Source organism: Pseudarthrobacter defluvii (assembly GCF_030323865.1).
Classification (GTDB): domain Bacteria; phylum Actinomycetota; class Actinomycetes; order Actinomycetales; family Micrococcaceae; genus Arthrobacter; species Arthrobacter sedimenti.
The window spans coordinates 2,280,752-2,293,895 of record NZ_CP066362.1 but is presented as its reverse complement, the minus strand read 5'-3'; the positions used below and the strand labels follow the sequence as shown (position 1 = coordinate 2,293,895).

General features: G+C 63.7%; 16 protein-coding genes. 11 read left to right on the top strand and 5 right to left on the bottom strand.

All coding sequences use genetic code 11. The annotated features are described in order from the left end of the window. The first annotated feature begins 17 nt into the window (after nt 1–17). The 7 genes from JCQ34_RS10590 to JCQ34_RS10560 all read left to right on the top strand — a co-directional run bounded on the left by JCQ34_RS10590 (nt 18) and on the right by JCQ34_RS10560 (nt 7,148). Nucleotides 18–539: a TspO/MBR family protein gene (locus tag JCQ34_RS10590; RefSeq protein ID WP_286397443.1), complete on the top strand. Its 522-nt coding sequence runs from the start codon at nt 18–20 to the stop codon at nt 537–539. Nucleotides 540–892: 353 nt separating this feature from the next. Further along, the gene (nrdH, locus tag JCQ34_RS10585; protein WP_013601222.1) at nt 893–1,138 is read left to right on the top strand and encodes a glutaredoxin-like protein NrdH; all 246 of its coding nucleotides are present in this window, start codon (nt 893–895) and stop codon (nt 1,136–1,138) included. Nucleotides 1,139–1,227: 89 nt separating this feature from the next. Continuing rightward, the gene (gene nrdI / locus JCQ34_RS10580) at nt 1,228–1,698 is read left to right on the top strand and encodes a class Ib ribonucleoside-diphosphate reductase assembly flavoprotein NrdI (RefSeq protein WP_286404424.1); all 471 of its coding nucleotides are present in this window, start codon (nt 1,228–1,230) and stop codon (nt 1,696–1,698) included. Nucleotides 1,699–1,718: 20 nt separating this feature from the next. Beyond that, complete coding sequence (gene nrdE, locus JCQ34_RS10575) at nt 1,719–3,839, top strand: class 1b ribonucleoside-diphosphate reductase subunit alpha (protein WP_286397441.1); 2,121 nt, start codon at nt 1,719–1,721, stop codon at nt 3,837–3,839. A 97-nt stretch (nt 3,840–3,936) separates the two neighbouring features. Then, nucleotides 3,937–4,911: a class 1b ribonucleoside-diphosphate reductase subunit beta gene (gene nrdF, locus JCQ34_RS10570; RefSeq protein ID WP_015937302.1), complete on the top strand. Its 975-nt coding sequence runs from the start codon at nt 3,937–3,939 to the stop codon at nt 4,909–4,911. A 132-nt stretch (nt 4,912–5,043) separates the two neighbouring features. Next, entirely contained in the window at nt 5,044–6,090 is a 1,047-nt protein-coding gene (locus tag JCQ34_RS10565; protein WP_286397437.1) for an MsnO8 family LLM class oxidoreductase, read from the top strand. A 329-nt stretch (nt 6,091–6,419) separates the two neighbouring features. Then, a complete protein-coding gene (locus tag JCQ34_RS10560) occupies nt 6,420–7,148 on the top strand; it encodes a PspA/IM30 family protein (protein ID WP_286397435.1) in 729 nt (242 codons plus the stop codon). A 29-nt stretch (nt 7,149–7,177) separates the two neighbouring features. Here JCQ34_RS10560 and JCQ34_RS10555 read toward each other — a convergent pair whose 3' ends face one another. Continuing rightward, nucleotides 7,178–8,212, bottom strand: coding sequence for an AAA family ATPase (locus JCQ34_RS10555; RefSeq protein ID WP_286404421.1), 1,035 nt, complete (start codon nt 8,210–8,212; stop codon nt 7,178–7,180). A gap of 99 nt (nt 8,213–8,311) precedes the next feature. Here JCQ34_RS10555 and JCQ34_RS10550 point away from each other — a divergent pair, with 99 nt between their 5' ends. Next, nucleotides 8,312–8,851, top strand: a complete 540-nt coding sequence (locus JCQ34_RS10550; RefSeq protein WP_286397433.1) for a hypothetical protein — start codon at nt 8,312–8,314, stop codon at nt 8,849–8,851. A 49-nt stretch (nt 8,852–8,900) separates the two neighbouring features. Here the strand turns inward: JCQ34_RS10550 and JCQ34_RS10545 are convergent, their stop codons facing one another. Next, complete coding sequence (locus tag JCQ34_RS10545; protein WP_286397431.1) at nt 8,901–9,449, bottom strand: DUF3090 domain-containing protein; 549 nt, start codon at nt 9,447–9,449, stop codon at nt 8,901–8,903. Nucleotides 9,450–9,554: 105 nt separating this feature from the next. Between JCQ34_RS10545 and JCQ34_RS10540 the strand changes: the two genes are divergently transcribed. Next, a complete protein-coding gene (locus tag JCQ34_RS10540) occupies nt 9,555–10,091 on the top strand; it encodes a GNAT family N-acetyltransferase (RefSeq protein WP_286397429.1) in 537 nt (178 codons plus the stop codon). A gap of 56 nt (nt 10,092–10,147) precedes the next feature. Here the strand turns inward: JCQ34_RS10540 and JCQ34_RS10535 are convergent, their stop codons facing one another. Together JCQ34_RS10535 and JCQ34_RS10530 are read right to left on the bottom strand one after the other, a co-directional pair. Next, nucleotides 10,148–10,633, bottom strand: a complete 486-nt coding sequence (locus JCQ34_RS10535; RefSeq protein WP_286397428.1) for a hypothetical protein — start codon at nt 10,631–10,633, stop codon at nt 10,148–10,150. Between the two features lie 41 nt (nt 10,634–10,674). Next, entirely contained in the window at nt 10,675–11,175 is a 501-nt protein-coding gene (locus JCQ34_RS10530) for a DUF2087 domain-containing protein (protein ID WP_286397426.1), read from the bottom strand. Nucleotides 11,176–11,347: 172 nt separating this feature from the next. Here JCQ34_RS10530 and JCQ34_RS10525 point away from each other — a divergent pair, with 172 nt between their 5' ends. Continuing rightward, entirely contained in the window at nt 11,348–11,506 is a 159-nt protein-coding gene (locus JCQ34_RS10525; protein WP_286397424.1) for a hypothetical protein, read from the top strand. Nucleotides 11,507–11,564: 58 nt separating this feature from the next. Beyond that, entirely contained in the window at nt 11,565–12,236 is a 672-nt protein-coding gene (locus tag JCQ34_RS10520; protein WP_286397423.1) for a hypothetical protein, read from the top strand. Here the strand turns inward: JCQ34_RS10520 and JCQ34_RS10515 are convergent. Beyond that, nucleotides 12,190–13,137, bottom strand: coding sequence for an alpha/beta fold hydrolase (locus tag JCQ34_RS10515; RefSeq protein WP_286397421.1), 948 nt, complete (start codon nt 13,135–13,137; stop codon nt 12,190–12,192). The genes JCQ34_RS10520 and JCQ34_RS10515 overlap by 47 nt on opposite strands. Nucleotides 13,138–13,144: the final 7 nt, after the last annotated feature.

Here is a 13,144-nt window from a genome sequence, read left to right as displayed (position 1 = left end):
AAAGGGGAGGAGCAGGCATGAAACTCAAGACACTGGCATGGACGACGGCGGCAACGGCCGCCACCGCCGCGGCAGGCGGGGTGGCGACCGACCCCCAGAGCAGCTGGTACCTGAAGCTGCGCAAGCCGGACTGGCAGCCACCGGCAATTGCGTTTCCCGTGGTGTGGACTGCCTTGTACGCCGATTTGGCGGTGACGTCCGCTGTCGCGCTGGACCGGGCTGCTGAACTTGATGAGGCTGCCGACAGTCCCGGGCCTGTCCGCAGGGACCACCGCCGGGAGCTGCGCTCCTACCAGGGTGCACTGGCCGCCAACCTGGTGCTGAACGCGTCGTGGAGCTGGTTCTTCTGGCGCTCCCGGCGGCCCTGGCTGGGAGCTGCCGAAGCAGCCGTGCTGGCCGCCAGCAGCGCTGACCTGGTGCGGCGGACCTACCGGCTGAACCCGACGGCCGGGGTTTCGCTCGCTCCGTACGCGGCCTGGTGCGGGTTCGCCACCGTACTGTCCGCGGCAATCGCCAGGCTCAATCCCGGTATGAAGTAGGGAACGTTCTGCCTGTCAGCCGGTGCTGCGCCAAGGGTCCTTCATCACCATATGTAGTGATGAAGGACCCTTTTCCTTGCGCCCGAACGGCGGGCGACACGCCGGGGAATCACGACACGCGCACTGTGCATAAGTGGGCAAGTCCGTCCACAGGGTGTGGACCAACACCGCAAAAAACCCGGGATCCCGGGCATTTTTTCCGGTCTTGCCTGTGGATTAACGGTGCATTAAATGACATACTTGTAATACATCATCTTGGGGTTCCAAAGAGGCGTCTGCACTACATGTAGTATCTACATACAGCTGGACGGGGACACCGCACCAGCAAGAGTTCAACTTAGGGGACAGGGACAATGACCGTAACGGTTTACACGAAGCCTGCTTGTGTTCAGTGCAACGCCACTTACCGCGCGCTCGACAAAAAGGGCATCACCTACCAGAGCGTTGACATCTCCCAGGACGCCGAGGCACTCGAGCGCCTGAAGGCACTGGGCTACATGCAGGCTCCCGTTGTGGTCACCGACCAGGACCACTGGTCCGGCTTCCGCCCGGACAAGATTGAAGAACTGGCACTTTCTGCCGTTTCTTCCGTGGCCTAGGAGCTACAGCTTTTCCTGCCGGCAACCAACTACCAGCTGAGGTGACTCCCATGGCACCAACAGCACAGCGTGACCACACGGCTCAGCGTGTGGAGGTGTCCCCGCCGGCCACAAATCGGAACGATCCCAGGCAAGCTCTCACGGAGAGCCAGCTCATCTACTTTTCCTCCACATCCGAGAACACCAGCCGCTTCGTTGCGAAGCTTGGCCGAGAGGTGGCCCGGATCCCGCTTTATGCAAAGGACGCACCCCTCCTCGCCACCCGGCCGTTCGTGCTGGTGGTGCCCACCTATGGCGGCACCGGGGGAGAGGGGTCCGTTCCCAAGCAGGTCATCCGGTTCCTCAACAACCCGCAGAACAGGAAACTGCTCCGCGGCGTTATTGGCGCCGGCAACACAAACTTCGGGGACAACTACTGCATGGCAGCGGACATCATCGCCGCCAAGTGCCAGGTACCCCACCTCTATCGATTCGAACTTATGGGAACGCCGGAAGACGTCACCCGGGTCAACCAAGGATTGGACACGTTTTGGACACGACTGTCGCAGACACAGAAGTAACCAGGGCCCAGAAGCCTGAGATGCCGGCCGCCTACAAGGGGCTGGGCTATCACGAGCTGAACGCCATGCTGAACCTTTATGGTCCCAATGGCGAAATCCAGTTCGGCGCGGACCGCGAGGCTGCGCACCAGTACTTCCTGCAGCACGTTAACAACAACACGGTGTTCTTCCATGACCTGGAGGAGAAGCTCGACTACCTGGTGAAGAACCAGTACTACGAGCGCGAGACGCTGGACCAGTACACGATGAACTTCATCCGTGAGCTGTTCAACCGCGCCTACAAGAAGAAGTTCCGCTTCGAGACCTTCCTGGGCGCCTTCAAGTTCTACACCTCGTACACGCTGAAGACGTTCGACGGCAAGCGCTTCCTGGAGCGCTACGAAGACCGCGTGTGCATGGTTGCCCTGCACCTGGCCCGCGGCAACGAGCAGCTGGCCCTGCAGATGGTGGATGAGATCATCGACGGCCGCTTCCAGCCGGCCACCCCTACGTTCCTGAATGCGGGCAAGAAGCAGCGCGGCGAGCTGGTCTCGTGCTTCCTGCTCCGCATCGAAGACAACATGGAATCGATCGGCCGCTCCATCAACTCCGCGCTGCAGCTCTCCAAGCGCGGCGGCGGCGTGGCCTTCGCCCTGACCAACATCCGCGAAGTCGGCGCCCCGATCAAGCAGATCGAGAACCAGTCCTCCGGCGTCATCCCCGTGATGAAGCTCCTCGAAGACAGCTTCTCCTACGCCAACCAGCTTGGTGCCCGCCAGGGTGCCGGTGCCGTGTACCTGCACGCCCACCACCCTGACATCTACCGCTTCCTGGACACCAAGAGGGAGAACGCGGACGAGAAGATCCGCATCAAGACCCTCTCCCTGGGCGTCGTCATCCCGGACATCACGTTCGAGCTGGCCAAGAAGGATGAGGACATGTACCTGTTCTCGCCCTACGACGTGGAACGCGTCTACGGCATGCCCTTCTCCGACGTCTCGGTCACCGAGAAGTACTACGAGATGGTGGATGACTCGCGGATCAAGAAGACCAAGATCAAGGCCCGCGAGTTCTTCCAGACCCTCGCCGAGATCCAGTTCGAGTCCGGCTACCCGTACATCATGTTCGAGGACACCGTGAACCGGGCCAACCCGATCGACGGCAAGATCATCATGTCCAACCTGTGCTCGGAGATCCTCCAGGTTTCCCAGCCCACCACGTACAACGATGACCTCTCCTACGCCGACACCGGCAAGGACATCTCCTGCAACCTGGGTTCGCTGAACATCGCCAAGACCATGGACTCCCCGGACTTCGGCCTGACCATCGAGACGGCCATCCGGTCCCTCTCGGCAGTGTCGGACATGTCGAACATCACCTCGGTGCCGTCCATCGCCAAGGGCAACGACCAGAGCCACGCCATCGGCCTGGGCCAGATGAACCTGCACGGCTACCTGGCCCGCGAGCGGGTCCACTACGGCTCCGAAGAGGGCCTGGACTTCACCAACATCTACTTCTACACCGTGGTGTACCACGCCGTCCGGGCCTCCAACCTGCTGGCCATCGAAACCGGCCAGACGTTCGGCGGCTTCGAGAAGTCCAAGTACGCGTCGGGTGAATACTTCGACAAGTACACCGAGCAGGAATGGGTGCCGCAGACCGAGAAGGTCCGCGACCTCTTCAAGGACGTCCACATCCCCACCCAGGCTGACTGGCTGGCGCTGAAGGCCTCCGTCATGGAGCACGGCATCTACAACCAGAACCTGCAGGCTGTTCCGCCCACCGGCTCAATCTCCTACATCAACAACTCCACCTCCTCCATCCACCCGGTGGCGTCCAAGATCGAAATCCGCAAGGAAGGCAAGCTGGGGCGCGTGTACTACCCGGCGCCGTACCTGACCAACGACAACCTGGAGTACTACCAGGACGCGTACGAGATCGGCTACGAAAAGGTCATCGACACCTACGCTGCCGCCACCCAGCACGTTGACCAAGGCCTGTCGCTGACGCTGTTCTTCAAGGACACCGCCACCACCCGCGACATCAACAAGGCCCAGATCTACGCCTGGAAGAAGGGCATCAAGACGATCTACTACATCCGTCTCCGCCAGCTCGCGCTGGAAGGGACCGAGGTCGAGGGCTGCGTCAGCTGCATGCTCTAGTTGCACCGTCAACTAAAGGTGCCAGTACGACGGCGGGTGGCCGCCCGCCGTCGTACGCTTTAACTTAGTGAAACCCACCCAACGCTTAGGGGATGACATGACCGAGAAGGTCAAGCTGCTTAGCCACGTCGAGGCCATCAACTGGAACCGCATCCAGGACGATAAGGACGTCGACGTCTGGAACCGCCTGGTGAACAACTTCTGGCTGCCGGAGAAGGTGCCGCTGTCCAACGACGTCCAGTCGTGGAACACCCTGACCCCGGTCGAGCAGCAGCTCACCATGCGCGTGTTCACGGGGCTCACCCTGCTCGACACCATCCAGGGCACCGTGGGCGCCGTCTCGCTGATCCCGGATGCGCTGACCCCGCACGAAGAGGCCGTCTACACGAACATCGCGTTCATGGAGTCCGTGCACGCCAAGAGCTACTCTTCCATCTTCTCCACGCTGGCCTCCACCAAGGAGATCGACGAAGCGTTCCGCTGGTCCACCGAGAACGAGAACCTTCAGAAGAAGGCCCAGATCGTCATGGACTACTACCAGGGCGATGATCCCCTGAAGCGCAAGGTGGCCTCCACGCTGCTCGAGAGCTTCCTGTTCTACTCGGGCTTCTACCTGCCCATGTACTGGTCTTCCCGCGCCAAGTTGACGAACACGGCCGACCTGATCCGCTTGATCATCCGCGATGAGGCCGTGCACGGCTACTACATTGGCTACAAGTTCCAGCGCGCCCTGGAGACCGTGTCCGAGGAACGCCGCCAGGAAATCAAGGACTACACGTTCGAGCTGCTCTTCGAGCTGTACGAGAACGAGGTCCAGTACACCCACGACCTGTACGACGGCGTGGGCCTGGCCGAGGACGTCAAGAAGTTCCTGCACTACAACGCCAACAAGGCCCTGATGAACTTGGGCTACGAGGCGATGTTCCCGGCCTCCGTGACGGACGTGAACCCGGCCATCCTGTCGGCGCTGTCGCCGAACGCGGACGAGAACCACGACTTCTTCTCCGGGTCCGGCTCTTCGTACGTGATCGGCAAGGCCGTCAATACTGAGGATGAGGACTGGGACTTCTAGTCTTCTTCTTCACCGGTGCACCCCGAATGACCCCGCATGCTGAGGCCTGCGGGGTCGTTTGTTTAAGACCCGGGACTCCGTACCGCGCATTCGGGAGCGGAATTCTTCCTCGCCGGGCGTGGTTCCAGCAGTATGACCCTTTCCCTTCCCCGGATTTCCATTCTGGACCGCGCCAACGCTCGCGACGGGCTTCCTGCTGCCGACGCCCTCCACCGGGTGCTGGGACGGGCTCAGCGGGCGGAGGAATTGGGTTATCACCGTTTCTGGGTCGCAGAGCACCATGCGGTACCAGGCATCGCCGGTTCCGTTCCTGCCGTGCTGATGGCCGCCGTTGCTGCCCGGACGCACTCCATCCGGGTCGGTTCAGGAGGCATCATGCTTCCCAACCACCAGCCACTCGTGGTGGCCGAACAGGCGGCCACCCTGGAGGCCCTTCATCCCGGACGGATCGATTTGGGCGTCGGCCGGTCAGTGGGTTTCACGCCTGCAGTCCGGGATGCGCTGCACGCCGGGAAACAGGACGCGGAGCGGTTTGAAGACCTGCTGGCCGAACTGCTGGCCTACCTGTCCGGAACCGCGTCCATCACTGCCCGGCCGCGGAACGACTCGGCGACACCGGTATTCGTGCTGGCCACGGGATCGGGAATCGATATCGCAGCCCGTGCCGGCCTGGCAGTGGTGCTGGGCGGGCCAGCCGTGTTCCGGACAGATCAGAACGGCAGACTCCCCGCGCTGGAAAGGTATCGCTCACAGTTCCGTCCATCACGCTGGTTCCAACGGCCCTTCGTCATGGTTTCCGCCAATGTAGCAGTGGCCGCCACGAGCCAGGCAGCCAGGGAACTGCTTCTGCCCGAAGCCGTCGCGCTGGCCCGTTCCAGGACCACCGGCGAATTCGCTGCCTTGGCGCCTGTGGGCCCGGCCGAGTGGGCCGGCCTGACTGTACGGGAAAAGGAAGCGGTCGAAAGGAGCCTGGCCACCTCGATCTACGGCACGGCTTCCGAGGTGCGGACCCAGGTTCAACACCTGCTCGCTGCCTCCGGAGCTGACGAGTTGCTGATCACAGGCGGAGCCTTCGACGTAGCGGCACAAGGGGAATCGGACCGGATCCTGGCCGGGCTCTTTCCGCAGGACGAGCGTCACAGCATGGACGACCGCCTTGGATTTGTAGCACCTCGTTGACGCCCGCGCCACGTTGAGCGGAACCATCGCCGGGTGGTGGTGTCAGTCGCGCCCGGGTCAGCCGGAATTCCGGGAGGCCCGGGTTAAGGGCCGGCGGCGGTTTGGGGGGCTGCATCCGGTCTCGGGATGCTTCGGCCGCCGGCCCTTTCCCCATGTGTAGAACCTGCCCCCAGCGGGAGGATCCTGCCCCCAAAGATAGGACCCGTTCCTAAACGGCAGCCCACGATGGGTACAAGGTTTGCTCAAGAGTGGCCGCGTCATTACCGTTGGGTCCCAGGTTGCTGCCATTCCGATAGGATGCCAATTCCACCAACGATAGAAAGACCGCAGTGAAGCAGAGTATTTTCTCCCGCGTCGCCCAGCTCGCCAAGGCCAACCTGAACGCCCTCCTCGACTCCGCAGAAGACCCGCAGAAGATGCTGGACCAGATGGTCCGCGACTACTCGGAGAACATTCGCGAAGCCGAGGCTGCGGTCGCCCAGACGATCGGCAACCTCCGCATGGCCGAGGACGACTACAACAGGGCAATGGACGATGCAAACACCTGGGGCCGCAAGGCCATCGCCGCCTCCCGGAAGGCCGATGAGTTCCGCGCCGCGGGGAACAGCGTTGACGCGGACAAGTTCGACGCCCTCGCCAAGGTCGCCATCGGCCGGCAGATGACTGCCGAATCCACCGCCAAGGCCCAGGAGCCAAACCTGGCCGCGCAGAACCGGGTTGTTGACCAGCTGAAGAACGGTCTGGAAATGATGCGCGGAAAGCTCAGGGAGCTGACCGTGAAGCGCAACGAGCTGGTCAACCGCGCCCGCGTCGCAGCAACCCAGTCCCAGGTGAACGACGCCCTCAAAGCCTTGGACGGCGGGGACCCAACATCGGCGATCGGCCGTTACGAGGACAAGGTCCGCCGCCAGGAAGCCACCGCCCGCGGCCAGCAGGAACTCGCCGCCTCATCACTGGACGCCCAGTTCGCCTCCCTGGAAGACCTCGGCGAGCAGACCGAGGTAGAGGCACGGCTTGCGGCGCTGAAGTCCATGGACCGGAAGGCCATCGACTACTAGGACATCGTCCAGGGCCGCCGCAGATTCGGTCAGACCAGCCAGCGCCACCACCGCGGCTGCTCCGGTTCCGGCATCGGTTCCGGCTCCGGCTCCTCACCCAGGGCCAGTGCGGCCTTGACGATGTCGTCCTCGGTGAGCGTCATGACAGCCTCGCGATCGAGCGCGTCGAGACCTTGTTCCTCGTCGAGCGACAGCCGCAGCGCCTGGCGGTTGAGCGCCTGCTCGAACAGCGTGCGGGCGAAGCGTGCGTTGCCGGAGTCCTCGCCCGCGTGGAGCCCGGCGAGGATACGGCGCAGCATCTGGTCCCCACCGGGCTCCAGCCTGTACTCGTGCTGGGCCAGCATCTGGTGGAAAATCGTCTGGAGTGCGTCGACGGAGTAGTCGGGGAATGTAATTTCGCGGGCGAACCGGGAGCGCAGCCCGGGGTTCGAGAGCAGGAAGGACTCCATCAGCCGCGGGTACCCGGCCACGATCACCACCAGGCGGTGGCGGTGGTCCTCCATCCGCTTCAGCAGGACCTCGATCGCCTCGGGGCCGAAGTCCATCCGGCCGTCCTCGGGCGCCAGCGCGTAGGCCTCGTCGATAAACAGGACGCCGTCCAGCGCACGCCGGATCACCCGGTCCGTCTTGATGGCGGTCTGGCCGACGTACTGCCCCACCAGGCCGGAACGGTCGACCTCGACCAGGTGGCCTTTCTGCAGTAGACCGACCGCGCGGTACATCTCGGCCAGGAGCCGCGCCACAGTGGTCTTGCCCGTGCCCGGGTTCCCAAGGAACACCAGGTGCTGCGATGTGGCCACCTCTGGCAGCCCGTGTGCTTTACGGCGGGCCTGGACCTGGAGCAGTGCGACGAGGGCCCGTACCTGTTCCTTGACGGTCTCCAGCCCAACCAGTGCGTCGAGCTCCTCTTGCAGCTCGGACAGGGGCCGGGCCGGCCCGGGCCGTGGACCGATGAGATCGCCGACCAGGTCGTCGACGCGCTCTGAACCGGGCAGCTTGAGCTGATCGGCCAGGTGGCCGATGGTTTCGCGCAGCTCGTCGAGCGGTTTGCGGCTGGCAGCCATGCCTCCACTGTAGTACCCGTTTCCCCGCCATGAACGGTTCATCCCGGTCACAAAGGATGAGCCGTAGCGGAGGGCAGGGTCCGGGCCTAGGATGACGCCATGAGGAAGTGGGGCGAAATGCATCCCGCGCTCCGTGCAGTTTTGGTGGGCGTCGTTGCCTTCGCCGCCATCCTGGCGGCCGGTCTCATCCTCGGGGGCGATCCCGACGACGCGGTCGCCAATGCCGTCTTCTACGCTCTGCTGATCGGTGGCGGCGCGTTCTTCCTGACGAGGTTCCCGGCGGACACCGCCAACCTTGATGAGCCGGGCAGATTTGTCATCTTCCTGCGTTTCCCCGGTTCGTCACCGGGCTCGCTCAGCAGCACATGGCAGGCGGGCATCGCCAGCCCAGGCCCGGGAAGGATCGATTTCCAGCCGACCATCCATGACGAACTGATACCCATCGGCCGCAGCAAGGCCCTCACGGGAGTCAGGGCCACGGAGTCCCCACCACGGAAGGCCAACCGCCACGACGGCAAGCAGGAAGTGCCGTTGGACTTTCACGTCATCAGCCTGGACTCAGACCGTGGCGTCATTGAAATTGCAGCCACCCCTGCCACCCTCCAGAACCTTCAGCGCGTCGTATCGACAGCCTCATAGGGGAGCGCTGCGTTCAACGGCCTGCGCCGGCTGTTCGCGGCGCGCCCCATCAGTTGTCGGGAGGGGTGCAGATGTGGCCGTCGGCGTCCATGGGGTACCCGCAGAGCGGGCAGAGGGGACGCCCGGCGCCCACTACTTCGCGTGTGCGCTTGGTAAATGCCCGGGCGGTGCCCACCGGCATTTTCACCAACACCATTTCGGGTACCTCAGCGTCGTCCTGATCAAGGGATTCGTCTTCATCATCCGCATCGCTGATGGGGTAAGCCTCTATGACTACCTGCGCCGTGGTGGGGTCCCAACCCAGGCTCATGGCGCCGGTCCGGAATTGCTCTTCAACGGCCTCGAGCGGATCGTTATCGACCAACTCAATGGGAGTGCTGGTGGGAACGCTGAAGGGATTTCCCTCAAGGGCGTTGAGCTGATCGAGAACATCGTCAATCTTCTCCGCGAGCAGAGCTGCCTGCTGCTTCTCCATGGCGATCGTCACGATCTGCTTGCCTGTGCGGACTTGCAGGTAGAAGGTGCGCGCCCCCGGAACACCCACGGTGCCGATGACGACCCGGTCAGGCCAGGAAAACTCGTGAACAAGTGTAGGCATGTCAGTAGTCTAGGCGACCTGGGCTTCGCGCCCGCTGCCCTCCACAGCGCACGCCGCACATCTGTTCGGGTCCAAGGGAATAGTCCTGCTGGGTAGTGTGAACAGATGAACTTCTCTTTCGAACTCCCTGAAGGCGTTGTCCTCCGGCCCTTCCAAAAGCTGGACGCCAGGGCGTTGACAGAGGCGTTCCAGAAGAACCGCGCCCATCTTGCGCCGTGGGAACCAATTCGTCCCGACAAGTTCTACACGGTCAAAGGACAACAAGAGGTGATCACCAGGCAGCGACGGGAACTATCTGCAGGCACCGGCCTTCCAATGGTCTTGGTACGACAAGATGAGGCCGTCGGCCTGCTGACCCTGAGTTCGATCGTGCGCGGTGCCTTCCAAAACGCCCACCTGGGGTACTGGATGGACCAGGCTTTGCAGGGTTCCGGAATTATGACGGCGGCGGTAGCTGCCGCTGTCAACATCGCCAAACATGACCTCGCGCTGCACCGGCTTGAGGCCGCGACCCTGGTGCATAACACGGCCTCCCAGCGGGTGCTGGAGAAGAACGGATTCGAGTCGTACGGCATCGCGCGAGCCTATTTGCGGATAGCGGGGCTGTGGCAGGACCACCGAATGTTCCAGCGGATTCTCTAGGCGGTGTGGGGCAGAAGGAACGGCTCAGCCGGCGGCTCCGCGCGGGGTCGGAGCGGTTATGAAGCACGCAGATGGGCCAGCACCAGCCCGATGGGTACGCTGACGGCCACTACCACCACCAAGACCCGATAAACCCACAGCGCCCAGCCGGATTTTGTACCGGAGCGGCGAACAGTCTGAAACATCAACGCCAACGCCACAACCAGCAACACGCCGCCGCCATCGACCACCCAGGGGCTGGCAACCAATGTGCCGCCAATAACGAACTCGCTTGCAGCGTTCCAGGCAACCAGCTCCGCGACAACCTTCCAACCGATGAAGCGTCGTGGCGCCAAAAAGTGTTGGCTTATCCCCAAAGCCCCCTGCGCCACTCCTCCGACGAGAACGAGATAGGCCGCGGCCCACGATCCGTGCTCAAGCTGAAGCGGGCCAGTTACCGCGGCAACGAGACCGCCTGCCACAACGCACAGCAGCGCCACTGAACCGAAGGCCAGGGCCGGCTTGATATCGCCTGCCGGCAACGTACGTGACGAGTTGCTCATGCCGTCCAAACTACTGCACACCATGTCAGGGCAGGGGGCGGTTACTCTGCCAAGGAATACGAGGAACCCGAAGGCGTGCGCTGCAAAACGCCGAAGTCAACCATGTAGCGGCGCAGCAGCACCACGTCGTCGGTATAGCTGAGCAGCCGTTCGTTGACCTGTCTCTCTGTGAGCTTTTCGCCGGGTGCGATGGTCTCGGTGGCGATCCTCGCCAGCAGCGCCCGCCGCTCTGCCAGGTTCGCGGGATATGTCTCAATCCGTCCGAGCCGCATGAACCTGTCCAGCCCGGTCCGCGGCTGCCGGCGGGGCTGCTGGGCCAGCAGGTCACGGAATATCGCTTCCCCCGCCACCAGCCCGCCGGATGCTTGCCGCTGGACGAGCCCGGACTCCAACAGGCCAGCGATGGCTCGTTGGCGCCGCTGCTCCTTCACATCAGGCAGGACATCATTAGGGGCCGCTCCCAGCACTATCTGGGCGTAGGCGGTCCTGGCATCAGCGTTGCCCAGCATCGCCAGCACGCGACGCCAGTGGGGTCCGTTCATCTTCGATCCTCGGGCCACGCCAGTCTCCTCCTCTGCCGCCGAGCCACACCAGTACGTCGAGGTGTGCTGGGGATCGTAGCCAGCATGCCACGGTTCCCGGAAGCTGACGTGGTTAACCACGTGCTGATCCGGCACCTGGCACAAGCGTCCGGCCGCGCAACATGACCCGCGGGTGCTGCAACAAAAGTTCGACGCGCTCAGGCACCTTGTTGTCCAGGCACGACGGCGGCGCGCGGCCTGGGTGCTGGGCGTACCGGCGGTGGGCTTCCTGACGATGATGAACGGAGGCCACCTTGCCGCGGCTATCCTGCAGGGGCTCGCCGGGCGTTGACCGGGCCACAGGACATTCGGCACTGTTCCGGGGTCCGGCAGGTCCCCAAACTGAGGTGATGCGACTCCCGACGCGCCTGCTCCCCGTGCTGGGGATCGCGGCCGCGGTGGGAGCCTATATTCGCTGGTTCCGTCCCTGGCAGCTCACCTGGGGCGCCACGCCGGATGAGGTCGCCCGGGCAATGCCCGGCGACGAATATGAGCCCAATCCGGCCTTCAACGCTACGAGGGCCATCACCATCGGTGCAGCGCCCGAAAGGATATGGCCCTGGCTGGTCCAGGTGGGGCTTGGCCGCGGAGGGTGGTACAGCTACGACATCCTCGACAACCTTGGCCGGCCAAGTGCACGGCGGATCATCCCTGAGCTGCAGGACCTTGCCGTAGGCGACATCGTCCCCATGAGCCCAGATGGCAGACACGGCATACCGGTCCAGAGGATGGACCCGCCACTGTCCATGGTCTGGGGCGCGCCGGGGGTTACCAGCTGGACCTGGCAGCTTGAGCCCGTCAGCGACGGTTCAACCCGGGTTATCAGCCGTATCCGTGCCCGGTACCGCTGGTTCCCGCCCGGCATGGCCTTCTCGGCGCTCGTGGAATTCGGCGACATCTGGATGATGCGGAAGATGCTGCTCAACCTTCGCGAGCGCGCCGAAACGGTGCCGCTACAAGGCCAGGAACCCCTCGCTACGCCTCCTCCGCTTTCGCATAAAGCGCCAGGAGGTCACGGCTGAACTCATGCGGGGACGTTTCGCAGGGGCTGTGCCCACCCCTGTAGACCCCGATCCGCGCACGGATCGCCTGCGCAAACAGCCGGTGCAGCTGGAGCGGCCACAGGTCATGCTCGCCCACGGCCACGAACTTGGGAAGGTCTGCCTCAGCCAGTTCCTGCCGTAGATCCGGAACGTTTTGCATCAAGGTGTAGATATCGCGGATGGACGAGCGGCGGGTGAAACGGAACCGGTAATTGACGAACCGCTGCCTTCCCGGCGGTACGTGGGCCACCCTGCCGCTGCGGATTCCCCAAATCAGCAGCGCGGCACCGGCCCTGCCGTTGACCCACGTGCTGAACCGGCCGATGCGGCTCACGCCCCGGAAACTCGGGCCCGGTTCCGGCGGGCAGCCCAGGAAGGCGATGGACCGGAAGAGGTCCGGGCGCTCAACGTAGGCGAGCTGGGCGATGATGCCCGCGAAGGAATAGGCAACAACGTGCACGGGGGCGGCCGTGCCTTCCAGGACCGCCAGGAAGTCGTCCACGAACAACCGGTAGTCGTAATGCTTCCGGGGCGGCACCAGGTTCTCTGGCCCTGCCCCGGCTGACTGGTACTGGCCCGCCAGATCGTACGTCAGCGCGTAGTACCCGGCGCTGACAAGGTCCGGCATCATGAGCGAGAAATCCTCCTTCGAGCCGGTGGCGCCCGGCACCAGGACCACGCACGGATCCTCCGGATTGCCCAGCGCCATGGCCGCGAGCTTGCCGCTGGGGACGTCCAGCATGAACTGCACTGAGCCAGGCGGTGGCACGGACCAATCAACATCACCCAGTTCCGCATCCTGCAGGGCCGCCGCATCCACTCGGGCAGAGCCAAACTCCTCGGGATCAACTCCGTAGTCTCTTTGGCCCGGCTCCGGCATGGTCCCA